Genomic DNA, 22,304 nt, shown 5'->3' with positions numbered 1-22,304 from the left:
ACCCGCCGGCCTGACCCCGCCCGCCGGCCGGCGCGTCGATCCATCGGGCGATGTACCGTCGGGGGGTGATCGCGACGTCCGCGCAGGTGCTCGCCCGCTTCGGCCACGCCCTGTCCGACCCCACGCGCTCGCGGCTGCTGCTGGCGCTGCGCGAGGCGCCGGGCTACCCGGCGGAACTGGCCGACCTGCTGGGCGTCTCGCGCCAGTCGCTGTCCAACCACCTCGCCTGCCTGCGCGGCCACGGGCTCGTCGTCGCCGTGCCCGAGGGCCGGCGGGTGCGCTACGAGATCACCGACGCGCGCCTGAGCCACGCCCTCGGCGACCTGCTCGGCGTGGTCCTCGCCGTCGGCGACGACCACGCCGAGGAGGCCTGCGCCCGGCCCGCGGCCGGGCAGGAGGCCCGCTCGTGACCCGCGGCGGGAGCCACGGGCACGGCCACGGGCACGGCCACGGGCACGGGCACGGCGGTCCCGGGCAGGACCGCCGCCGGCTGGCGGGCGCCCTCGCCGTCACCTCCGTCGTGCTCGTGGCCGAGGCCGTCGGGGCGTGGCTGTCCGGCAGCCTCGCGCTGCTGGCCGACGCCGGGCACGTGCTCACCGACGTCGCGGGCCTGGTGATCGCCCTGATCGCCGCGAGCCTGGCCGCCCGGCCGGCCTCCGCGCGGCGGACCTGGGGCTACCGGCGCGCCGAGGTGCTCGCCGCCACCCTGCAGGCGGCGGCGCTGCTCGCCGTCGGCGTCTTCGTCCTCGTCGAGGGCGTGCGGCGCCTGCTGCACCCGCCCGAGGTCGCCTCGGGCGCGATGGTCGTCTTCGGCGTCGTCGGCCTGGTCGGCAACGTCGTCGCCCTGCTGCTGCTGCTGCGCGGCGGCGGCGAGCGCAGCATCAACGTGCGCGCCGCCGTGCTGGAGGTCGTCAACGACGGCCTCGGCTCGGTGGCGGTGATCGTGGCCGCCGTGGTCATCGCGCTCACCGGCTGGACGCGCGCGGACGCCGTCGTCTCGCTGCTCATCGGCGTCCTCATCGTGCCGCGCACGGTGGGGCTGCTGCGCGAGACGACCTCGGTGCTGCTGGAGGAGGCCCCGCCCGGGCTGGACCTGGAGGACGTGCGCCGGCACCTGCTGGAGCTGCCGCACGTGCACGCCGTGCACGACCTGCACGCCAGCCGCATCACCTCCGGCCTGCCCGTGCTGTCCGCGCACGTCGTCCTCGACGACTCCTGCTTCAGCGACGGGCACGCCCCGGCGATCCTGGACCAGCTGCAGGCCTGCGTCGCCGAGCACTTCCCCGTGGCCGTCGAGCACGCCACCTTCCAGCTGGAGCCCCTGGGGCACGGCGGCCACGAGGTCGCCACCCACGACTGAGGCGCCCCCCGCCGCCCGCGCCGCCCACCGGTGGGCCCGGCACGCCCGATGGGCGAACGAGCGCGGCCCCGCGCGCGCCGATGCGGACAGGGACCGGACCGTCCGGGCACCCGGGGGCGAGGAGAACGATGTCGAAGCGGGCGCTCGGCGCGCTCGCGGTCCTCACCGGCCTCGTTCCGCTGCTGCCGGCCGGCGGCGGCACCGCGACCGGTGACGTCGCCGTCCTGCTCGTGCCCGCGGGCGCCCTGCTCGTGGCCTGCCTCGGCGTGCGCGCGCACCGGCCCCGCCCGCGTGCACCTGGAGGTCACCGAGCACGAGGAGCTGCCCGACGACCCGTCGATCGCGGCGTCGCTGCGCGAGGTCGTGGCGGCCGGCTTCCACGTCGACCTCGACGACGTCGGCACCGGCTGCACCTCGCTGTCCTCCGTGCGCCGCTTCCCCATCCCGACGGTGGAGCTGGACCGCTCGCTGACGAGGCTGGTCACCGGTGGCGACACCTCGCTGCTGGAGGCATCGCGGCGCTGTGCCGCGCGCTGGACGTGCGGATCCTGGCCGAGGGCGTGGAAGGAGCCCGGGCAGCTGGGACCGCTGCAGGCGCTGGGCGTCTCCCGCGCCCAGGGCCACCCGTTCGACGCCGCGGTGGACGCCGGGGACGTCCCCGGCTTCGTGCGCCGGCGCGCCGCGCAGCCGGCCCGGGACGAGCCGGAGGGCGAAGGCGCCCTCTTGCGGTGACCCCTCCGCGGAGGGGACGTGGCGACAGGGGTGCTCTTCCGCTCGATCCGTCGATCGGGCAGGGTGTCGCCGACGGGATCCGTGGCTGGGGAGGCTGTTCGTGGACGAGTTGCAGTACATCGACGGCGCGCGCCGGGCCGGCCGGGGCGCCGAGCTGAGCGTCCTGGACCCGGCCACGGGCAAGGTCGTCGCCGCCGGGGCGGGTGCCGCGGCGGACGACGTCGCCGACGCCGTCGCCGGCGCGCAGCGCGCCTTCCGCGGCTGGTCGCGCACCACCCCCGCCGCGCGCGCGGAGGTCCTGACCCGGGCCGCGGCCCTGATGGCCGGGCGGGCCGAGGAGTTCGTGGCCGCCGAGAGCGCGCAGACCGGCAAGCCGCTGCGGCTGGCGCGGCAGTTCGACGTGCCCGGCAGCATCGACAACGTCGCCTTCTTCGCCGGCGCCGCCCGCGTGCTGGAGGGCAAGGCCGCCGCCGAGTACGACGGCGAGCACACCTCCTACGTGCGGCGCGAGGCGCTCGGGGTCGTCGGCTCGATCGCACCGTGGAACTACCCGCTGCAGATGGCGGTCTGGAAGGTGGCGCCCGCGATCGCCGCCGGCAACGCGGTCGTCCTCAAGCCCGCGGAGAACACCCCCCTGACCACCCTGCTGCTCGCCGAGGTCCTCACCGCGGCCGGGCTGCCCGACGGGGTGTTCAACGTCGTCACCGGGACCGGCCCCGAGGCCGGGGAGGCGCTCGTGGGCGACCCGCGCGTCGTCATGACCTCCTTCACCGGCTCCACCGCCGTGGGCCGGCGGGTCATGGAGGTCGCCGCGCGCACCGGCAAGCGCGTGCACCTGGAGCTGGGCGGCAAGGCGCCGTTCGTCGTCTTCGACGACGCCGACGTCGAGGCCGCCGCCCAGGGCGCCGTCGCCGCCTCGCTCATCAACTCCGGGCAGGACTGCACGGCCGCGACCCGGGCCTACGTGCAGCGCCCGCTGTTCGAGGCGTTCGTCGCCCGCACCGCCGAGCTCATGGCCGGCGTCCGGGTCGGGCCGCCCGCGGACCCGGCCACCGACCTGGGCCCGCTGGTCTCGGTGCGCCAGCGCGAGCGGGTGGCCGCGGTGGTGGAGCGGGCGGTCGCCGCGGGTGCGCGGGTCGTCACCGGCGGGTTCGCCCCGACCAGCGCCGCCGACGGCACGGACCTGTCCGCGGGCGCGTTCTACGCCCCCACCCTGCTCGTGGACGCCGCGCAGGACTCCGAGGTCGTGCAGGAGGAGGTGTTCGGCCCCGTCCTGGTCGCGCTGCCGTTCGGCACCGACGACGAGGGGCTGGAGCTGGCCAACGACACCCCCTACGGGCTGGCCGCCTCGGCGTGGACGCGCGACGTGTTCCGCTCGATGCGCGCGAGCGCCGAGATCCAGGCCGGGTGCGTGTGGATCAACGACCACGTCCCGATCGTCAGCGAGATGCCGCACGGCGGGGTGAAGGCCTCCGGCTCCGGCAAGGACATGTCGGCGTACTCGCTGGAGGAGTACACCGCCGTCAAGCACGTGATGCTCGAACGCACCGGGGTCGCTCGCAAGGAGTGGCACCGCACGGTCTTCTCCTGACCGCTCCCCCGGCCAGCTCCCGGCCGGCGGCGGGCGGTGGAGTGAGCGATCCCACACCCCGCGGGGGCGATCCGCCTCCTACGGGGCGTAAGACTTGGAGCAGCACCCCCGAGCCCTGGAGGACCCCGTGCCCGCCGCCGCCCGCTGGTTCCGCGTCATCGCCCTCGTCGAGGCCGTCTCGTGGACGGCGCTGCTCGTCGCGATGTTCCTCAAGTGGGTCCTGCACGTGCAGACGCCGCACGAGGGCGGGGTCCCCGTCGTGGGCCCGGTCCACGGCGTCGGGTTCGTCGTGTACCTGCTGTCGGTGCTGTGGGTGGCGCTCACGCTGAAGTGGCCGCTGAAGACGACCGCGATCGGCCTGGCCGCCGGGGTGCCGCCGTTCGGGACGGTGGTCTTCGAGCGCCACGTGCAGCGCCGGGGCCTGCTCTCCCGCCGCACCTCGCGCACCACCGCCGCCGCCGCGCAGGGCTGAACCCCGCGCGGCGGCCGCGGCGCGCCGCTCAGAGGTAGCGCGTCGGGTCGAAGTCGGCCAGCGGGATGATCCGCACCCGCGGCAGCACGACGTTGAACGCGCGCACGTCGTCCTCGAGGTCGAACACCTTCAGGCCCCGCTCGCGCAGCCCCGCGTACTGGGAGTTCACGAACTCCCGGAAGCCGACGAGGCCCACGAGCCGGTCGCCGGTGAGCAGCCGGTCGATCTGCGGCAGGAAGTCGACGTCGTGGCTGCCGAGCAGCACGTCGCCGTCGCGGTCGACGAGGGCGTCCAGGGTGCGCTGGATGCCGATGTCGACGACCTTCTCCCCCGGCCCGCCCGCCAGCGGGATGGGCTGGTAGCCCAGGGCCAGCAGCGCCTGCACGAACGACATCGGCAGGTGCCCGGAGGAGGCGTTGAGGAAGAACAGGCCCTTGGCGGGCTGCTCGAACGTCGTGCGCGCGAAGTCGAGCAGGCGCTCCCAGCGGGGCCGCTGCTCGGGCGCCGGGCGCCCGTCGAGGATCGACACGCCCAGCGTGGCGTCGAGGTTCTCCCCGTCCACCACCACGTACGTCGTGCGCCCTGCACCCTGTCCGACCGTCGCGCTCGCCACACCGCGAGGCTAGGGCATCGGCCTCCCGCGGGGCGTGCCGCGGGAGGCCGGTGCCGCCGGCCGGTCCTGCCGTCCGGTGCCGCTCAGGCCTCCTGGACGGTGACCGGGGTGTCCAGCACGCGCTCGTGGCCCACGACGCGGCGCTCACCGGTCAGCTCCAGCTCGACGGGCTCGCCGCCGGCCGCGGAGGTCGCCACGAACAGCTGCACCGCACCGGGGTCCACGACCCGCTGCCCGTCGCGGTCGGTGAAGGAGAACCGGTCGGCGTGCAGGGTGAAGCTGACCCGCCGGGCCTGGCCGGCGGCCAGCGGCACCCGGGCGAAGCCGACGAGCTCGCGCACCGGGCGGGTGACGCGGGCGGCGACGTCGTGGGCGTAGACCTGCACGACCTCCGCGCCGTCGCGCTCACCGGTGTTGGTCACCGTCACCGACACGCTCGTGGCGCCGTCGACGGGCAGCCGCGCGTCGGCGAGCTCGACCTCGCCCAGCGCGAAGGAGGTGTACGACAGCCCGTGCCCGAAGGGGAACAGCGGCGTGGGGTCGAGGTTGGAGATGCCCCGGCTGTTGGTGCCCAGCAGCGGCTGCAGGTACGTGCTCGGCTGGCCGCCAGGGGTCGCGGGCACCTGCACCGGCAGCTTGCCGGTGGGCACGACCCGCCCGGAGAGCACCCCGGCCAGCGCGGCGCCGCCCTCCTCGCCGGGCATGAACGCCTGCACGGCGGCCGCGGCCCCGCCCTGCGCGGCACCCGCGCCGACGAGGTCGCCCAGCGCGTACGGGCGGCCGGAGACGACCACCAGCACCACCGGCGTGCCGGTGGCCAGCAGCGCCTCGACGAGGTCCTGCTGCACGCCCGGCAGCCGCAGCGTCTCCGCGTCGCAGCCCTCGCCGGAGGTCCCGGCGCCGAACATGCCGGCCCGGTCGCCGACGACGGCCACGACCACGTCCGCCCCGCGCGCGGCCTCCACCGCGGCGGCGAACCCGGCGGTGCCGGGCTCGCGCACGTCGCAACCGGCCTCGTGGACGACCTCGGCGCCGGCGAACTCCGCGCGCACCGCCTCCAGCAGCGTCGGCACCCGCACGCCCAGCCCGAGGCCGGGGTAGCGCGGCAGCACGTGGTTGGGGAAGGCGTAGCAGCCCATGAAGGTGTTCGCGTCGTCCGCGCACGGGCCGACGACGGCGATGCGCCGGAGCGCGCCCGCCTCCAGCGGCAGCGTCCCGGAGCCGTTGGCCAGCAGCACGACCGACTCCTCCGCGATGCGGCGGGCGATGTCCCGGTTCGCCGCGGAGTCCAGCTCGCGGCCCGCGCCGGCGGCCACCGACCCCTCCGGCGTCCAGTCCGCGTCCAGCAGCCCCAGCTCCGCCTTCTGCGTCAGCAGCCGCCGCAGCGCCCGGTCCACGTACGCCTCGTCCACCCGGCCCGCGCGCACGGCCGCCACCAGGCGCTCGCCGTAGCAGAGGGTGTCGGGCAGCTCGACGTCGATGCCGGCCACGAGCGCCTGGATCCCGGCGTCCGTCTCGTCGACGGCGCTCAGGTGCATCGTCTTCAGGAACGCGATCGCCGAGTAGTCGGAGACGACCGTGCCGGTGAACCCCCACTGCTCGCGCAGCAGCTCGGTGAGCAGCCAGTCGTCGGAGGCCGCCGGGACCCCGTCGACGTCGGAGTAGGAGTTCATCACCGAGCGCGCCCCGCCCAGGCGCAGCGCCGCCTCGAAGCTGGGCAGGACGACGTCGGCCAGCTCGCGGCGGCCCATCGACACCGGCCCGTGGTTGCGCGCCGCCCGCGAGGCCGAGTAGCCCGCGAAGTGCTTGAGCGTGGCCACGACGCCCGCGGACTCCAGCCCGCGCACGTAGGCGGCGCCGAGCATCGAGACCAGGTGCGGGTCCTCGCCCATCGTCTCCTCGACGCGGCCCCAGCGGTAGTCGCGCACGACGTCCAGCACCGGCGACAGGCCCTGGTGCACGCCGACCGCGGCCATGTCCGCGCCGATCGCGGCGGCCATCTCCTGCACCAGCTGCGGGTCGAACGTGGCCGCCCACGCCAGCGCGGCCGGGTAGACCGTCGCCTGGAAGGCGGTGAACCCCGTCAGGCACTCCTCGTGCACGATCGCGGGGATCCGCAGCCGGGTGCGCTCGACGATGGAGCGCTGCAGCCGCACGACCTCCGCGCGCCCCTCCTCCACCGTCACCGGGCGGGAGCCGTAGACGCGGGTCAGGTGCCCCAGGCCGTGCTCGGAGGCCTTCTCGAACTCCAGCGCACCGGCCGCGAAGACGTCCTGCAGCGGGGCGACGTTGCCGGTCCCGGCGGCGTCGTCGTCCGGACCCGCCTCCGGCTCGTCGTGGGAGTTGCCGATCCACCGGCTGCCGAGCTGGGCGACCTTCTCCTCCAGCGTCATCGCGGCCACCAGGGCCTCGACGCGCTCGGCGACGGGCAGCGCGGCGTCCTGCCAGGGCCCCAGCAGGGTCGGTTCGGTGGGCACGGTTCCTCCTGGTGCATCAACGGGCGGTGCGCTCGCGGGTGCGGCGCGGTCAGCGTACGACGCGGTGGGGCGCTGCCCGCCGCCTGTGGCAGGCTGGCGGCGTGAGCGAACAGTCGCCGCAGGACGCAGCGCCGCGCCGGGGCCGGCCGCCCGCCTCCTCCCGCGAGGAGATCGAGAACGTCGCCGTCGAGCTGTTCCTGCGCAAGGGGTTCGAGGAGACGACGCTCGCCGAGATCACCGCCGCGGCGGGGGTCAGCAAGACGAGCTTCTTCCGCTACTTCCCCTCCAAGGCGTCGATCTTCTGGTACCGCTTCGACGAGTACAGCGTGGGGTTCGTGGCGCTGCTGGACGCCGCCGCGGAGCGCCCCGAGCCCACGACCGACCTCGTGCGCGAGTGCGTCCTCGGTGCGCTGCAGCGCGTCGTGGACGCGCAGGGGCGCTGGATGCAGCGCTTCCAGGTCCTCGACAGCTCCCCGGAGCTGCGCTCGGGGGAGTCCGAGCAGTGGGCGCTGTGGCGGGCCTCGGTCGCCGGGTTCGTGGCCCGGCGCCACGACATGGCCCCCGCGGCCGTCGTCCCGCAGGCCGTCGCGGGAGCCGTGCACGCGGCCTACCTGGCGGTCCTGCGCAGCTGGCTGGCCGTGGAGCACCCCACCGAGGCGCTGCTGCCCGACCTGGACCGCGAGCTGGCGCCGCTGTGCCGGGTGCTGCAGGCCTGGCTGGAGGAGGAGGCGCGCTGAACGCCACCGCACCCGTGCGGCTGCCCACCCCGGCCGAGCTGGCGGCCGCCGGCCGGCGCGGGGACCCGCCGGCCGACGCCGTCGCCGAGCGGGTGGGCGCCGAGCCGTCCGTGCGCGCGGAGCTGGCCGCCGCCCTCGCGGGCGCACCGGCGCGCACCCCCGCCGTGCGCGCCCTCGTGGAGGAGATGGAGCGGACCGCGCTGGCCGTGCCCGACGTCGTCCACGAGGTGTCCTCGCGCATCGCCTACACGGCGCCGTTCGCCGCGCACGTCTTCGACATCGGCGCCGGCTCGCTGCTGCGCTCCTACGCACCGCCCGCACCGGCCGCCGTCCTCGTCTCCACCGGCCGGCTCGTCGAGGGGGCCTCGGAGCGGCTGCTGTCCACCGGCCGCTGGCTCAACGCCGCCTCCGTCCCCGGCTGGCTGCGCCCCGGGCAGCCGGGGTTCGTCGAGACCGGCCGCGTGCGGCTGGTCCACGCGCTGGTGCGCCGGCACGCCCCCCGCGTCGAGGGCCACCTGCCCGTCAGCCAGCTGGACCAGGTGCGCACCTGGCTCGACTTCAGCCTCGTGGCCCCGGTGTGCGCGGAGGCCGTCGGCCTGCCGCTGACGCAGGAGGAGCAGCGCGAGCTGTTCCGGTACTGGCACCACCTGGGCGCCCTGCTCGGCATCGAGCGCCCGCTCGTGGCCGCCGCGGTGGACCGGGCGAGCGCCCGCGAGCTGGACCGGCGGGTCGCCGCGCTCACCGGCCCGCCGAGCCGGGACTCGCGCACCCTGACCGCCGCGGGCCTGCAGGCTCTCGCGGACGGCCTCGTCGACGTCAGCGGCCTGCCTCCCCGCCTGGCGCTGCCGGCGGTGCGCGCGGTGGCCCGGGCGATGCACGACAGGAGCACCGCCGACGCCCTCGGCATCGGGCGCACCCCGGTGCTCGACGCGCTCGTGCCCGCCGTCGCCGTGCTCGTGCGGGCCCGCCGGGCGCGGTTGCGGCGCCGGCCGGCGGCCTGGCACGCGATGGTCGAGGCGAACGTGGAGACCGCCCGCCGCTTCGTGCGGGACGGCGCGCTGCCCGCACCGCCCCTGGCCGGGGTGCGGCGGGCGCTGCGGCTCGCGGCCGCCTGAGCGGACGGGCGCGGGCGCCGGGCCAGCGCGGGCCGGCGCGGGCCGGCGCGGGTCAGCGCGGGTCGGGGCGGCGGTGCAGGCCGAGGGCGCGCAGCTCCAGGTCGGCCAGCGCCCGCACGGCGCCGGGGCGCTGCTCGCGCCAGGCGCGCACCGGGTCCGGCACCGCGGCGCGCAGCTCCTGCGCCGACCGCGACTGCAGCGCCCGCAGGGCCAGCAGGTCGTCGCCGTCGGGGGTGGCCGCCAGGCGCCGGGCCTGCGCGGCGCGGCGCCACCAGCGCAGCCGCGGCACCAGGCGCAGCACCGTCACCAGCACGATCGGCACCAGCGCCGTCGTCAGGCCCAGCACGCCCGCCAGGTGCGCGAGCGCCTGGACCTGGTCGGTGCCCGCGGCCGACAGCGAGCGCGCCCCGTCGGCGGCGCGCTCCAGCGGGCCGGCGAGGTCGTCGCCGAGCAGCGGCGCGCCCGCGACGCCGTCCGCGGCGCCCCCGAGCTGGGCGGCGAGGTCGTCGGCGCCGCCCGCGAAGCGGCGGGCCGGGGCGGCGAGGCCCTCCACGGCGGCCCGCACCGCCCGACCGGCCAGGACCGCCGCGACGACGGCGAGGAGCCAGCAGGCGTCGGCGACCAGCTGCCGCGCGCGGACGGCGGGGGTGTCGGCGTACACGGGCCCAGCATCGGCCACCCGGTGTCCGGGCGCCCTGGCAGGATCGCCGGCGTGGACACGGGCGTGGACGAGGTGCGGGTGAGCTGCGCGTTCCGCGCCGAGCTGTGGCGCTGGCAGGCGCGTGCGGACACGTGGGTCTTCGTGCGGCTGCCGCAGGAGGAGTCCGCGCTGGTGCGCGAGGTCCCGCGCCCGCCCAGGGGCTTCGGCGCGGTGCCGGTCGCGGTGGTCTGCGGCAGCTCGCGCTGGCGCACCTCGGTCTTCCCGGAGAGCGCCGACGGCGCCTACGTGCTGCCGGTGAAGGCGGCGGTGCGCCGGCGCGAGGGGATCGACGTCGGCGACGAGGCCGACTTCACCCTCGACGTGCTGGGCTGAGCGCCGGGTCGGCGGGCGGGGTGGCGCCCGCGGTGGTGCGCGCGTAGGAGGCCGCCAGGGCGCGGTGCTGCGGGCTGGCCAGGGCCAGCAGCGTGGCGAGGAGCCCCACCAGCCCGGTGAGCACGAAGACCAGGGCGATGGCCCGGGTCTGCCCGGTCCCGAACCAGCCGCCGATCGCCGCCGCCGCCACCCCGTCGGTCATGGAGGGGACGACGAGGAACTGGGTGATCGGCCCGATCAGGAACGCCGTGAGAGGTGCGGCGGACTGCTCGACGCTCTGCGCGAACCCGAAGACGCGGCCCTGCCGCTCGTAGGGCACCACGCTCTGCAGCACGGTCTGCTCGGCGGCCTCCGCGAACGGCATGAGCAGCATGAAGACCACCATGGCGACCGTGAGCGTCACGATCGAGTGCGCCAGCGGGAAGAGCGCCGTCGCGGTCCACGCGAGGGCGTTGACCAGCAGCAGCAGCCGCACCGGCCGGCCGCCGAGCCCGAGGCGGGCGACGAGCAGCCCGCCGACGACCATGACGGCGCTCAGCCCGCCCCACAGCAGCCCCCACACCTGCACCGGCACCAGGGAGAGGCCGTAGGCGTCCATGAGCGCCATGAACCCGCCGGCGATGAGGTTGTTGAAGCAGCTGAAGGCGATGAGCGGCACCAGGCCCGGGACGCCGCGCACCAGCCGCCAGGTGCCCCGCAGGTCGACGCCGCCCCCGGCCGCCGCGGGCGCACCCGTCCCGCCGGCGGGGAGGGCGCCCGCCTCCGGCACGCGCACGCGCGCCAGGTGCAGCACCGAGGCCGCGAGCACGACGAGCGCGAACAGCAGGACGTGCAGCATGCCGCCGGAGGCGACGAGCACCCCGCTGACGACGGAGGTGACGAGCATCGAGGTGCCGCTCACCGTGCCGACCAGGCCGTTGGCGCGGTCGCGCAGGTCCGCGGGCACCAGCAGGGTCACCAGCGTGGGCAGCGCGATGCCGCGCGGGTTGCCGGCCACGACACCGGCCATGCAGAGCACGACGAAGACCCACAGCCACCAGGACGCGACGTCGGAGAAGGCGCCGTCGGGAGCGAGCACGTGCACCGCGAGGCACGCGGCGTAGACGCCCGCCGAGACCAGCGCCGAGACCTGCATCACCGACCGCTTGGAGTGCTCGTCGACGAGGCTGCCGAACCAGATGCCCGTCGCCGCGGTGGCCACGACGAAGAGGCCGGCGACCGTGCCGGTGGCGAACACCGAGCGGGTCTCCAGGAAGATCCAGAACGTCACCGCGAACCAGACCGTGTAGTTGACGACGCCGACGACGGCGTTGCTGACGAGCAGGTGGGCGAAGACCCGCTGCGGACCCGAGCGCAGGTCCAGGCGGGGCGGGGCGACCTCGGGTGCGGGCACAGCGGGCTCCTGCCGTCGTGACGAGGGGTTCTCGTCCTGCTGATCCGGCGCGGGCGCGGAAGTCATCGGCGCACGGACAGGTTCCCGGTGCGCCGGTGCGGCTGTCGACCGGGTTTCCGCGCAGCCCGCGGGCCCGGGGCTCCTCGGGGCGGCCTACGCCCGCTCGAGCAGCGTGACGACCTCCACGTGCGGGGTCTGCGGGAACATGTCCAGCACCCGGGCGCGCACCGGCCGCAGCGACGGCATCGCGGCCAGGTCCGCGGCCAGCGTCACCGGGTTGCAGCTGGAGTAGACGACGTGGCGCACGCCGGAGCTCTCCAGCCACCCGCTGAGCTCGGCGCCGATCCCCCGCCGCGGCGGGTTCACCACCACCAGGTCGGGGACGGTGCCCGCCTGCAGGGCGAAGCGGGTCGCGTCGCCCGCCGCGAAGCGCACGCCGGTGATCCCGGCGGCCAGCGCCCCGGCCCGGGCGCTCTCGACGGCCTCCTCGCTGACCTCGATGCCGGTGACCTCCCGGCCCGGTGCCGCGCAGTGCAGGGCGAAGCCGCCGACCCCGCAGTACAGGTCCCACACGCTCGCGGGCGCGACCTCGTCCACCCACTGCGCGACCTGCGCGTACAGCGCGGCGGCGACGGTCGAGTTCGTCTGGAAGAAGCTCTGCGGGCGCAGGTCGAGGTCGACCCCGCCCAGCGGCATCCGCAGCGTCGTCCGCTCGGTGAGGGCGATCTCGGTCTCGCCCTCCAGGACGGCCTTGTGCTCGGGCAGCAGGTTCGCGCTGACGACGGCCAGCTGCGGCAGGGCGCGCAGCAGGTGCGGCAGGTGGCGGCGCACCGCGGGCAGCAGGGCGTCCGAGCGCAGCACGAAGCGCACCATGAGCTCGCCGGAGGGCGACTCGGTGACCAGGAGGTTCTTGAGCTCGCCGCGCCGGGCGGGGACGTCGTAGGGCGTCAGGGCGGCGGTGGTGACGAAGCGGGCCAGCTCGGGCAGCGCGGCCCGGATGCCCGGTGTGCACACCCCGCAGCGGCGCAGGTCCACGCCCCGGCCGGCGGCGTCGAGGATGCCGAGCGTCGGCCGGCGCACGGTGCCGCCGACGACCATCTTCGCCTTGTTGCGGTAGCCGGCCTCCGGGCTGCGCACGCTGGGCAGCCACCGCAGCTGCGGCTGCTCGCCCAGCCGCCCGGTCAGCAGGTCGCGGCAGCGCTGCTCCTTGCCGCTGACCTGGTCGGCGTAGGGGACCTCGATGAGGGTGCACGAGCGGCAGGCGTGGCGGTCGTAGTAGTCGCACTGCATGGCGGCCTCCAGTCTAGGTCGCCCCGCGGGGCCCGGGGCTCAAGTCCGGCGCGGGGGCGCCGATGCACCTCCCAGAGGTGCTCACCCGTCCGGGTGAGCACCTCACCCAGCGCCGCAGCCCGGGCGGAGGCCGAGCAGGCGTCGCTGACCGTGCAGGCCCTCACCCGGGCCCCGGAGGGGATCCAGCAGGTCGTCCCGTCATCGACGCCATCGCCGACCAGACCGGTCGCGCGACCGAGCAGGTCAGCGCGCGCGTGGCCGGCATCCGGGCGCAGGCGCGGAGGCCGCGGGGGCGGGGGTCAGCGCGCCGGGACCGCGAGCCGGTCCAGCAGCTGCGGCAGGACCACCTGCAGGGGCGCGTCCACCCGCACGCCCGCCCTGGCGTCCCCGCGGGTGGGACCGGAGTTCACGATCGCCACGGGCGTGCCCCGCTCGGCGGCGCGCAGGACGAACCGGTAGCCCGACATGACCTTCAGCGAGGACCCCAGGACGAGCAGGGCGCGGGCGGCGTCGACGATCGCGAACGAGCGGGCGACGCGGTCCTCGGGCACCTTCTCGCCGAAGAACACCACGTCCGCCTTCAGCGCGTCCTGGCCGCAGCGCCGGCACGGCACGGCGCGGAAACCCGCCAGCTGCTCGTCGCTGAGGTCGGCGTCGCCGTCGGGGTTGAGCGCGTGCAGCTGCTCCACGCGGGCCTCGAAACCGGGGTTCGCGGCGGTCAGGCGCTCGGCCAGCTCGGCGCGGGAGGTCCGCTCGCCGCAGTGCAGGCACACCACGCGGTCGAGGTTGCCGTGCAGCTCCACCACCTCCCGGCTGCCGGCGGCCAGGTCGAGGCCGTCGACGTTCTGCGTGATGGTCCCGGTGACGATGCCCGCGGCCTCCAGCGCCGCGACGGCGCGGTGCGCGGCGTTCGGCCGCGCGCGGCGGAAGTGCTCCCAGCCGACGTGGCTGCGGCCCCAGTAGCGGCGGCGGGCCTGCGCGGAGCCGGTGAACTCCTGGTAGGTCATCGGGGTGTGCCGCTGCAGCGAGCCGTTGGGGCCGCGGTAGTCGGGGATGCCGGAGCCGGTGGACATGCCGGCCCCGGCCAGGACGGCGACCCGGCCGCCGGCCAGCAGGTCCGCCAGCCGCTCGACGTCCTCGGCGGGGGCCGTGCCGGTGCCCGCCGGCTCGTCGGTGCGGGCCGTGGAGGAGGTCTCGCTCACCGGGCCATGCTGCCGGTCGGGGCCGGCCCGCGCAGCGCGAGGGCGGCCAGCGCGGCGGCGAGGGCGGTGAGGACGAGCACGAGCGCCACGACGAGCGGCCAGCCGCCGGCGACGAACGCGAACCCGCCGATCCAGCCGACGAGGCTGGAGCCCACGTAGTAGGCGAACGTGTAGAGCGCCGAGGCCTGCGCCCGCGCGCCCGCCGGTGCGCGGGCGCCCACCCACCCGCTCGCGACGGCGTGCGCGGCGAAGAAGCCCGCGGTCAGCGCGGCGAGCCCGGCCACCACGAGGAGCACCGAGGAGGCCAGCGTCAGCAGGCAGCCGGCCGCCAGCAGCGCGCTCGCGGCGAGCAGCACGCGCAACCGGCCCGCGGCGGCCAGCCTGCCCGCCAGCGAGGAGCTCGCGGTGCCGGCCAGGTAGACGACGAACAGCAGGCCGACGACGCCCTGCGACAGCGAGAACGGCGGCTGCAGCAGCCGGAAGCCGAGGTAGTTGTAGACCGTGACGAAGGCGCCCATGAGCAGCAGCGCCTGGGCGTACAGGGCGAGCAGCCCGCGCTCGCCCAGCGCCGCGCGCACCCGGCGCACCAGCCCCGCCCCGGCCGCGCCCGCTGCCGCGCCCGCCCCGGCGGGGCGCGGGCCGCGCACGCCACCGCGCGAGGGCGGCACGAGGAGGCAGAACAGCGCCGTGGCCGCGAGGCCGAGCAGGGCGACGGCCGCCACGCCCCAGCGCCAGCCGGCGAGGTCGGTGACGAGGGAGGACAGGACCCGCCCCGACAGCCCGCCCAGGGAGGTGCCCGAGACGTAGGCGCCCGCGGCCTGCGCGACCTCGCGGGGGTGGACCTCCTCGGCGAGGTGGGCCACCGCCACCGCGGGCAGCCCGCCGAGGGCCGCGCCCTGCAGCGCGCGCAGCGCCAGCACCGTCCCCAGCTCCGGCGCCAGCGGGACGGCGAGGCCGAGCAGGGTGGCGAGCACGGCGGAGGCGACCATCGCGGGCACCCGGCCCAGGCGGTCGGCGAGCGCGCTCCAGCCGACGACGGAGACCGCCAGCGCCCCGGTGGCCACCGAGACGCCGAGCGCGGCGTGGGAGGCGCTGACGCGCAGGTCCGCGGCCAGGGAGGGCAGCACCGCCTGCACCGAGTACAGCTGCGCGAACGTGGCGACGCCGGCGGTGAACAGCGCCAGGACGAGGCGGCGGTAGCCGGGGGTGCCGCGCTCGTGGCCCGGCCACGGCCCGCCGCCCACCCCGCTGCGCTCCCCGGTGCCCTGCCCGGCGCCCTCCCCGATCCTCACGCCCCCGACCGTAGGAACCACGGCACCGATGCGTCCAATGCATGGGAGGATGCGGACCCATGCGCGATCGACGGGATCGACGGGACGGGCGCGACGAGCCGCTGGCCGTGCTCGCCGGGCCGCTGCGGGTGCTCGTGGCGGTCGCCGAGCACGAGCACGTCACGCGCGCCGCCGCCGCCCTCGGCCTGCAGCAGCCCACCGCCAGCCGCGCGCTGGCCCGCGTGCAGGAGGCCGTCGGCGTGCCGCTGCTGGTCCCCGACGGGCGCGGGGTGCGGCTGACGGCCGCGGGGCGCTCGCTGGCCGACGTCGCCGCCCGCGCGCTGGCCGACCTCGACCGCGGCGTGCGCGCGGTCCGCGAGGACGACTCCCCCGAGACCGGCCGCGTCGCCCTCGGCTTCCTGCACACCCTCGGCGCCGCCGCCGTGCCGGCCCTGGTGCGCGCCTTCCGCGAGGACCACCCCCGCGTGCGCTTCCGGCTGCACCAGGGCGCCGCGAGCGCCGTGCTCGCCCAGCTGGCCGCCGGCGAGGTCGACCTCGTCCTCACCTCCCCCGTGCCGCGGCGGGCGGGCCTGGTCTCGCACGAGCTCGCCGAGCAGCCGCTCGTGCTGGCCCTGCCCGGCGAGCACCGCCTCGCGGGCCGGCCGGCGCTCGCGCTCACCGACGTCGCCGCCGAGGAGTTCGTCCTCTTCGAACCCGGCTACGGCCTGCGCGAGACGGCCGACGCGCTGTTCGCCGCGGCGGGCATCGCGCCCCGGGTCGCCTTCGAGGGGCAGGACGCGCACACCATCCGCGGGCTCGTGGCGGCCGGGCTGGGCGTGGCGCTGCTGCCGGCGGCGCAGCCGGGCACCGCCGAGGCGTTCGCGGGCCTGGCCGAGCTCCCGCTGACGGGGCCCTCGACCTCGCGCACGCTGGCGCTGGTCTGGCGCGACGAGCCGCTGCCGCGGGTGGCCGAGCAGTTCCGCGACAGCGTGCTGGCCCGCGCGGGGCTGCTGCTCAGCGACCGCCGCTGACGTCCAGGGTGGTGCCGGTCACGTAGGAGGCGGCGTCCGAGAGCAGCCACACGACGGCCTCGGCGACCTCGTCGGCCTCGCCGCCGCGCCCCATGGGCACGGTGCCCTTGAGCCGCTCGACGCGCTCGGGCTCGCCGGCGCCGGCGTGGATGTCGGTGCGGATGAGCCCCGGGCGCACCCCGGCCACCCGGATGCCGTCGGCGGCGACCTCCCGCGCCAGGCCGACGGTCAGGGCGTCCACGGCCGCCTTGGAGGCCGCGTAGTCGACGTACTCGCCGGCGCCGCCGAGCACCGCCGCGCGGGAGGAGACGTTGACGATCGTGCCGCCGCCGGTGACCGCCATGCGCCGCACGGCCTCGCGGGCGCACAGGAACGTGCCCACCACGTTGACGTCGAGCACCCGCCGGACGCGCTCGACCTCCATGTCGACGAACGGGGACTGCCGCCCGGTGATGCCCGCGTTGTTCACCAGCCCGGTGATCGGGCCGAACTGCTCGGCCTGGGCGAACAGCCGCCGCACGTCGCCCTCCACGGACACGTCGGCCTGCACCGGCACCGCCTCGGTGCCCAGGTCGGCGGCCTGCGCGGCGACCACGTCGGCGGCCTCGCGGTGCGTGGAGTAGGTGAAGCAGGTGCGCACCCCCCGCGCCGCGAGGGCGCGCACCACGGCGGCACCGATGCCGCGACTGCCGCCCGTGACGACCACCGTTCCCTGCACGCTCCGCACCGTAGTGGAAGGAGGACCGCGCGTCCGGGGGCGCGGCCCGTGCGGGCCCCCCGGGAGCGGCGCGGACCCCACCGACGGGACCGGCCGGTGCCGCCGTCACCGCCTGCGCCCAGGTGCAGGCGCCGCAGGGTCCCGACCCGCTGTGGCGGGTGCGCGCCGTCGTCGCGCGCGAGGCGGTCGCCGTCGACGTGGTCCTGGACGTCTACCGCGGCAGCTCCGAGGACCTGCCCGCCGAGGCCGCCGGCCCGGCCACCCCGCGCACCAGGATCGCGCGGGGGCGCCCCGGTCCGAGGGGTTGGGGGAACCACCGGGAACCCCCGTGCGACGGGTGCAGCACCGCCGGGAGCTGGTGCGTCCTGCAGGCGTGGACACCTCCGCCGCAGGCGCCTCGCAGGGGGTTCCGCTCGTCGGGGTCGGCGCGGACGCCGACGCCGCGCACGCCCCCTGGACGACGACCGTGCCCGGGCACCGCCTCGCGGTGTTCGACGCCACCCAGGTCCTCGACCCCGGCCTCGCCGCGGGCGCCGAGGCCGTCGTGGGCTCGCACGCGCACCGGCTGCCCGGCGGCGGCGGCGCCCCGGACGCGCGGTGGGAACCGGCGCGCATCGTCTCCGGCGTCCCGGTGCCGCTGACGGGGCAGCAGGCCGCGCGGGCCGTCGCGGACGAGGAGGCGCTGCGCGGCTGCACCGACCTGCACGGGCGCTGAGCGCGGTTCAGCGCCCCGGCTCGGGGGCGTCGGCGAACACCTCCGCCGTCCACAGGTGCAGCAGCGCGTACCCGCGCCAGGGCCGCCACCGCTCGGCCAGCGCCAGCGCCTCCTTCGCGCCCACGCCGCCGAGGGCGCGGCGCAGGACGAGGTCACCGGCCAGGAAGGCGTCGGAGTCGCCGAAGACGCGCAGCGCGACGTAGTCCGCCGTCCACGGCCCGATGCCGGGCAGCGCGAGCAGCGCGGCGTGGGCCTCGGCCGCCGCCCGCGCGTCGCCGGCGGCGGCGTCGAGGTCGAGGCCGTCGGCCAGCGCCGCGGCGAGCGCGTGGACGGTGCGGGCGCGCGCCCCCGTGACGCCGCTCGCCGCGCGGATCGCGTCGGGGCCCGCGGCGGCCAGCGCGGCCGGCGTCGGGAAGGCGGCCAGACCCGCGCCGACGGGGGCGCCCCAGGCGGCGATGAGGCGGCCGGCGAAGGTGCGGGCGGCGGCCAGCGAGACCTGCTGGCCGAGCACCGTGCACACCGCCGTCTCGGCGCCGGCGACGGCGCGCGGCACCCGCAGGCCGGGGCGGGCGGCCACGAGGCCCGCCAGCCGCGGGTCGGCGGCCAGCGCGGCCTCGGCGGCCTCGTGCGGGCCGTCGAGGTCCAGCCAGCGGCGCACCCGCCCGGCCACCTCCTCCACCAGCTCGTCCGCCGCGTCCCCGCCCACCCCCTCCGGGACGGCGAGGCGCACGACGACCTGCTCGCAGCGCTGCGCGGTGCCCAGGTCGACGTCGGCGACCACCGGGCCCGCGGCCGTGGGGAAGGTGCGGGTGTGCACGCCGTCGGTGTGGCGCTCGGCACCGGGCAGCGCGTGCGCCAGCAGGAAGCGGCGCAGCGGCGCGGCGGCCAGCGCGCCGGGGACGGCCAGCCGCCGCTCGGCCCGGACGGCGGTGCCGCCGCTCACGCGCCCGCCCGCCCGGGGTCGAAGACGGGCGGGCCGGCGGGGACGAGGTCGGGGTCGTCGTCGCGGAAGGTGCGGATGCGCCCCACCGGGGTGTGCGGTCCCTCGAAGCGGACGGTGACGCGGCCCGCGCCGGAGCCCTGCACCCAGCCGGGCCCGTGCTCGGCGTGCGCGACGTCCTGCCCCGGCCGCCAGCCCGGCGCCGCGTGCGGGCCGTAGGGCCGCGGCGAGCCGCCCTCCAGCAGGGCGCCCGCCTCCCCGGGCGGCTCAGCGCCCTCCGGGTCCCCGGGCTCGGCGGGACCCCCACCGGGCTCCTGGCCGGACTGCTCCCCGGGGCGCTCGCCGGGCTCCTCGCCGGGCCGGCCACCGGGCTGCTCGTCGAGGAGGTCGGCCAGCAGGTCCGCCTGGCTGAACTCCGACAGCCCCGAGACCCCCACCCCCAGCAGCCGCACGCCGTCGGCGACGTCGACGCCCTCGAGCAGCTCGGCGGCCTGGGCGGCGATCTCGCCGGCGGCGCACGTGGTGCGCGGCAGCGTGCGCGAGCGGTTGAGGGTGGTGAAGTCGTAGCGGCGGACCTTGATGGTCACGGTGCGCCCGGACACGCCGGCCGCCTGCAGCCGGGCCGCGACGCGGGTGGCCATCCGCCGGGCGCGCTCGGTGAGGTCGCGGCGGTCGGTGAGGTCCAGGGCGAACGTCTCCTCCGCGGAGACCGACTTCGCCTCCCGCTCGGCGACGACGGGGCGCGGGTCGACCCCGCGGGCGTAGGCCAGCAGCCCGGTGCCGTGGGCCTTGCCGAGCATGCGCACCAGCTCGCCCTCGTCGGCGGCGGCGAGGTCCCCGACCGTGCGCAGGCCCGCCCGCACGAGGCGGTCACCGGTCACGGCGCCCACGCCCGGCAGCGCCCGCACGCTCATCGGCGCCAGCAGCTCCCGCTGCCCGCTCGGGGGGACGACGACGAGGGCGTCGGGCTTGCGCAGGTCGGAGGCGATCTTGGCCAGCAGCTTGCTGGCACCCACGCCCACCGAGACCGTCAGGCCGGTGCGCGCGCGCACCGCGGCCCGGAACTCCTGCGCGATGCGCGTGACGGCGTCGACGTCGAGGTCGTCGTGGACGGCGGACAGGTCCACGTAGGCCTCGTCCAGCGACAGCGGCTCCACCAGCGGCGACAGCTCGCGCGCCAGCGCCATGACCTGCTCGGAGACCGCCCGGTAGGCCTCGAAGCGCCCCGCGAGGTAGGCGGCGTTCGGGCACAGCCGGCGGGCCCGCTGCGTGGGCATGGCCGAGCCGACGCCGAAGACGCGGGCCTCGTAGCTGGCGGTGGCGACGACCCCCCGCCCGCCGGTGCCGCCGACGACGACGGGCTTGCCGCGCAGCGAGGGCTTGTCGCGCTGCTCGACGGCGGCGAAGAAGGCGTCGAGGTCCAGGTGCAGCACCCCGGGGCGGGTCGGGTCCGGGCGCCCGCCCCGTCGCGCGATGCGCTCCGCCACCTCGACCACCCGACGAGTCTGCACCGCGGCACCGACACCGGCCGCCCCGACACCGGCCGCGGCGGCACCCGCGGCAGCGGGCGCGGGGACGCTCAGTAGTCTCCGACGGTGCTGGACGTGTCCACGACGGACTTCCTCCCCCTGCTCCTGGCGGCCCTCGTCATCGGTTTCTCCAAGACCTCCATCGGCGGTGCGGGGACGATCGCGGTCGCGATCTTCGCCTTCGTGCTGCCGGCCAAGGAGTCGACCGGGATCATCCTGCCGCTGCTGATCCTGGGCGACGTGTTCGCCATCTCGATCTACCGCCGGCACGCCGAGTGGGGGCTGCTGGTGCGGCTGTTCCCCAGCGTCGCGGTGGGGGTGGTCGCCGGCGCGGGTTTCGTGCGGGTCGTCGACGACACGGTGATGCGCCGCTCCATCGGCGCGCTGCTGGTGCTGCTCGTCGTGATCCACCTGTGGCGCAGCCGCCGGCTGCGCCGGCGCGGGGACGTCGTGCCGATGACCCCCACCGCGCGGCGGCTGGCGGCGGTGGGTTTCGGCTTCCTCGCCGGGTTCAGCACGATGGTCGCCAACGCCGGCGGGGCGCCGATGTCGATCTACCTGTTCACCATGGGCCTGGGCGTCATGTCGTTCCTGGGCACCGGCGCGTGGTTCTTCTTCATCGTCAACGTCTTCAAGGTGCCGTTCAGCGTGGGCCTGGGCCTCATCAGCGCCGAGTCGCTGTGGCTGGACCTGAAGCTCGCACCGGCCGTCGTCGTGGGCGCGCTCATCGGCTGGTGGCTGGCCAAGCGGATCGACCAGAAGAAGTTCGAGGGCTGGGTGCTGGGCCTGTCGGTCGTCTCCGGCCTGAACCTGCTGCGCTGACCGGCCCCCTCCCGACCGGGTGTCGCAGGGCGGTGGGAGCGTGAGCGCATGACGAGGCTGGCGGCGGGCGAGGTCGGGGTGTGGCGGCTGGCCGCGCAGGGCGTGCTCCCGCGCGCGGGCAGCGCCGCGGAGGTCGTGCGGCGCCTGGGCGCGGTGCAGGCGCAGGACCTGCGGGCCGCCGCCACCGCGGTCGCGCTGCGCACGGCCGCCGGCGGCGACGACCTCGCGCGGGCGCTGGAGGCGGGCGAGGTGGTGCGCTCGTGGCCGATGCGGGGAACGCTGCACCTGATCGGCGGGGACGACCTGCGCCGGGTGCTGCGGCTGTGCGCGCAGCGCACGGTGACCGCGAGCGCCCGCCGGCGCGCGGAGCTGGGCATCGGCGACGCCGACCTCGCGGTGGCGCTGCGGTGCGCGCAGGAGCTGCTCACCGGCACGCGCGGGGCCACCCGCGCGGACCTGCTCGCGGCGTTCGAGCGGGCCGGGCAGGGCACGGCGGCCGGGCGCGGGTACCACCTGCTCTTCCACCTGTCGGCGACCGGCGTGCTGTGCCAGGGCCCGCTGCTGGGCCGCGAGCAGGCGTTCGTGCTCGTCGAGGAGTGGCTGCCGGCCGCCGGTGCACCGGGCGGCCCGGAGCGGGCCGGGGACGCGGGGGGCGCCGAGGACGACGAGGACGACGAGGACGACGAGGACGTCGAGGAGGCCGCGGCGCGGTGGGCGGCGCGCTACCTGCGCGGGCACGGGCCGGCGAGCGCCGCCGACTTCGCGGGGTGGACGAAGCTGCCGCTGGGCCGGGCGCGGCGGGCGTTCGCCGCCGTGCGCGGGCAGTTCGAGGCCGTGGAGGTCGACGGGGTCGAGCACCTGGTCGACCCGGCCGTCGCCGGCCTCGTCGCCGCGCACCGCCGGGCGCTGCGCGGGCTGCACCTGCTGCCGGGCTTCGACGAGTTCCTGCTCGGCTACGCCCACCGCGGGCACGTGCTGGCGGCCGAGCACGCGGCCCGGGTCGTGCCCGGCGGCAACGGCGTCTTCCGCGGCACCCTCGTCAGCGCGGGCACCGTCGTCGGGACCTGGGTGCGCGAGGGCGACGGGATCGCCGCCGACTGGTTCGCCGAGCCCTCCGCGGCGCAGACCGCGGCGCTGGAGCGCCGGGCGGCGGCGCTGCCCTCCGGCCGGCTCGGCTGACGCGCGGGCGCCCCGGCACCCCCCGGTGGCCGGCGGCGGCCCAACGGGCCGCGTGGACGTACAGGTTGTTGGGGGTTTTTAATT

22 protein-coding genes are annotated in these 22,304 nt (G+C 77.3%); 12 read left to right on the top strand and 10 right to left on the bottom strand.

Going from position 1 to position 22,304, the window contains the following annotated elements:
* Positions 1–50: 50 nt before the first annotated feature.
* The 5 genes from ACRYM2_RS10195 to ACRYM2_RS10175 all read left to right on the top strand — a co-directional run bounded on the left by ACRYM2_RS10195 (position 51) and on the right by ACRYM2_RS10175 (position 4,155).
* Positions 51–410, top strand: a complete 360-nt coding sequence (locus ACRYM2_RS10195; RefSeq protein ID WP_432521975.1) for an ArsR/SmtB family transcription factor — start codon at positions 51–53, stop codon at positions 408–410.
* Positions 407–1,360: a cation diffusion facilitator family transporter gene (locus ACRYM2_RS10190; RefSeq protein ID WP_432521973.1), complete on the top strand. Its 954-nt coding sequence runs from the start codon at positions 407–409 to the stop codon at positions 1,358–1,360. The genes ACRYM2_RS10195 and ACRYM2_RS10190 overlap by 4 nt, the downstream gene beginning before the upstream one ends.
* Positions 1,361–1,651: 291 nt before the next feature.
* Positions 1,652–2,092 carry an EAL domain-containing protein gene (locus ACRYM2_RS10185; RefSeq protein ID WP_432521971.1) on the top strand — a complete coding sequence of 147 codons (441 nt, stop codon included), beginning with the start codon at positions 1,652–1,654 and terminating at the stop codon, positions 2,090–2,092.
* An 85-nt stretch (positions 2,093–2,177) separates the two neighbouring features.
* The gene (locus tag ACRYM2_RS10180) at positions 2,178–3,683 is read left to right on the top strand and encodes an aminobutyraldehyde dehydrogenase (protein WP_432522028.1); all 1,506 of its coding nucleotides are present in this window, start codon (positions 2,178–2,180) and stop codon (positions 3,681–3,683) included.
* Positions 3,684–3,810: 127 nt separating this feature from the next.
* Entirely contained in the window at positions 3,811–4,155 is a 345-nt protein-coding gene (locus ACRYM2_RS10175) for a DUF3817 domain-containing protein (RefSeq protein ID WP_432521969.1), read from the top strand.
* A 28-nt stretch (positions 4,156–4,183) separates the two neighbouring features.
* Here the strand turns inward: ACRYM2_RS10175 and ACRYM2_RS10170 are convergent, their stop codons facing one another.
* On the bottom strand, positions 4,184–4,768 hold the full coding sequence (locus ACRYM2_RS10170; RefSeq protein WP_166614032.1) for an NYN domain-containing protein: 585 nt from the start codon (positions 4,766–4,768) through the stop codon (positions 4,184–4,186).
* An 83-nt stretch (positions 4,769–4,851) separates the two neighbouring features.
* A complete protein-coding gene (locus ACRYM2_RS10165; RefSeq protein ID WP_432521967.1) occupies positions 4,852–7,245 on the bottom strand; it encodes a glycoside hydrolase family 3 N-terminal domain-containing protein in 2,394 nt (797 codons plus the stop codon).
* A 101-nt stretch (positions 7,246–7,346) separates the two neighbouring features.
* Between ACRYM2_RS10165 and ACRYM2_RS10160 the strand changes: the two genes are divergently transcribed.
* Together ACRYM2_RS10160 and ACRYM2_RS10155 are read left to right on the top strand one after the other, a co-directional pair.
* Complete coding sequence (locus tag ACRYM2_RS10160) at positions 7,347–7,982, top strand: acyl-CoA-like ligand-binding transcription factor (protein ID WP_432521966.1); 636 nt, start codon at positions 7,347–7,349, stop codon at positions 7,980–7,982.
* Entirely contained in the window at positions 7,940–9,097 is a 1,158-nt protein-coding gene (locus ACRYM2_RS10155; RefSeq protein ID WP_432521965.1) for an oxygenase MpaB family protein, read from the top strand. The genes ACRYM2_RS10160 and ACRYM2_RS10155 overlap by 43 nt, the downstream gene beginning before the upstream one ends.
* A 52-nt stretch (positions 9,098–9,149) precedes the next feature.
* Here the strand turns inward: ACRYM2_RS10155 and ACRYM2_RS10150 are convergent, their stop codons facing one another.
* Complete coding sequence (locus ACRYM2_RS10150) at positions 9,150–9,758, bottom strand: hypothetical protein (RefSeq protein ID WP_432521963.1); 609 nt, start codon at positions 9,756–9,758, stop codon at positions 9,150–9,152.
* Positions 9,759–9,809: 51 nt separating this feature from the next.
* Between ACRYM2_RS10150 and ACRYM2_RS10145 the strand changes: the two genes are divergently transcribed.
* Positions 9,810–10,130 carry a DUF1905 domain-containing protein gene (locus ACRYM2_RS10145; protein ID WP_432521961.1) on the top strand — a complete coding sequence of 107 codons (321 nt, stop codon included), beginning with the start codon at positions 9,810–9,812 and terminating at the stop codon, positions 10,128–10,130.
* Here ACRYM2_RS10145 and ACRYM2_RS10140 read toward each other — a convergent pair.
* From ACRYM2_RS10140 to ACRYM2_RS10125, 4 genes are all read right to left on the bottom strand, one after another.
* Positions 10,108–11,523 (bottom strand): MFS transporter, encoded by a 1,416-nt coding sequence (locus ACRYM2_RS10140; protein WP_432521960.1) that lies wholly within the window; start codon positions 11,521–11,523, stop codon positions 10,108–10,110. The two genes, ACRYM2_RS10145 and ACRYM2_RS10140, sit on opposite strands and share 23 nt — an antisense overlap.
* 153 nt (positions 11,524–11,676) lie before the next feature.
* Positions 11,677–12,813, bottom strand: a complete 1,137-nt coding sequence (gene rlmC / locus ACRYM2_RS10135) for a 23S rRNA (uracil(747)-C(5))-methyltransferase RlmC (protein WP_432521958.1) — start codon at positions 12,811–12,813, stop codon at positions 11,677–11,679.
* Between the two features lie 299 nt (positions 12,814–13,112).
* Positions 13,113–14,015, bottom strand: coding sequence for an NAD-dependent protein deacetylase (locus ACRYM2_RS10130; protein WP_432521956.1), 903 nt, complete (start codon positions 14,013–14,015; stop codon positions 13,113–13,115).
* Entirely contained in the window at positions 14,012–15,307 is a 1,296-nt protein-coding gene (locus ACRYM2_RS10125; protein ID WP_432521954.1) for an MFS transporter, read from the bottom strand. The genes ACRYM2_RS10130 and ACRYM2_RS10125 overlap by 4 nt, the downstream gene beginning before the upstream one ends.
* Before the next feature lie 59 nt (positions 15,308–15,366).
* Between ACRYM2_RS10125 and ACRYM2_RS10120 the strand changes: the two genes are divergently transcribed.
* Positions 15,367–16,317: a LysR family transcriptional regulator gene (locus tag ACRYM2_RS10120; RefSeq protein ID WP_432521952.1), complete on the top strand. Its 951-nt coding sequence runs from the start codon at positions 15,367–15,369 to the stop codon at positions 16,315–16,317.
* Here ACRYM2_RS10120 and ACRYM2_RS10115 read toward each other — a convergent pair.
* Entirely contained in the window at positions 16,301–17,035 is a 735-nt protein-coding gene (locus tag ACRYM2_RS10115; RefSeq protein ID WP_432521950.1) for an SDR family oxidoreductase, read from the bottom strand. The genes ACRYM2_RS10120 and ACRYM2_RS10115 overlap by 17 nt on opposite strands.
* A 373-nt stretch (positions 17,036–17,408) precedes the next feature.
* On the opposite strand from ACRYM2_RS10115, the gene ACRYM2_RS10110 reads away from it, so the two are divergent.
* Positions 17,409–17,750 carry a metallophosphoesterase family protein gene (locus ACRYM2_RS10110; RefSeq protein ID WP_432521948.1) on the top strand — a complete coding sequence of 114 codons (342 nt, stop codon included), beginning with the start codon at positions 17,409–17,411 and terminating at the stop codon, positions 17,748–17,750.
* A gap of 7 nt (positions 17,751–17,757) precedes the next feature.
* On the opposite strand, the gene ACRYM2_RS10105 is transcribed toward ACRYM2_RS10110, so the two are convergent.
* Positions 17,758–18,693, bottom strand: coding sequence for a DNA-3-methyladenine glycosylase 2 (locus ACRYM2_RS10105; RefSeq protein ID WP_432521947.1), 936 nt, complete (start codon positions 18,691–18,693; stop codon positions 17,758–17,760).
* Complete coding sequence (locus ACRYM2_RS10100; protein ID WP_432522026.1) at positions 18,690–20,177, bottom strand: DNA polymerase IV; 1,488 nt, start codon at positions 20,175–20,177, stop codon at positions 18,690–18,692. The genes ACRYM2_RS10105 and ACRYM2_RS10100 overlap by 4 nt, the downstream gene beginning before the upstream one ends.
* A gap of 111 nt (positions 20,178–20,288) precedes the next feature.
* Between ACRYM2_RS10100 and ACRYM2_RS10095 the strand changes: the two genes are divergently transcribed.
* Together ACRYM2_RS10095 and ACRYM2_RS10090 are read left to right on the top strand one after the other, a co-directional pair.
* Positions 20,289–21,041, top strand: coding sequence for a sulfite exporter TauE/SafE family protein (locus ACRYM2_RS10095; protein WP_432522024.1), 753 nt, complete (start codon positions 20,289–20,291; stop codon positions 21,039–21,041).
* 48 nt (positions 21,042–21,089) lie between these two features.
* Positions 21,090–22,220, top strand: a complete 1,131-nt coding sequence (locus tag ACRYM2_RS10090) for a winged helix DNA-binding domain-containing protein (protein WP_432521945.1) — start codon at positions 21,090–21,092, stop codon at positions 22,218–22,220.
* Positions 22,221–22,304: the final 84 nt, after the last annotated feature.

It is taken from the genome of Kineococcus aridisoli, from assembly GCF_050871885.1.
GTDB lineage: Bacteria > Actinomycetota > Actinomycetes > Actinomycetales > Kineococcaceae > Kineococcus.
Note: the sequence above shows the minus strand (reverse complement) of the source record. Positions and strands in the feature narration are given on the sequence as shown.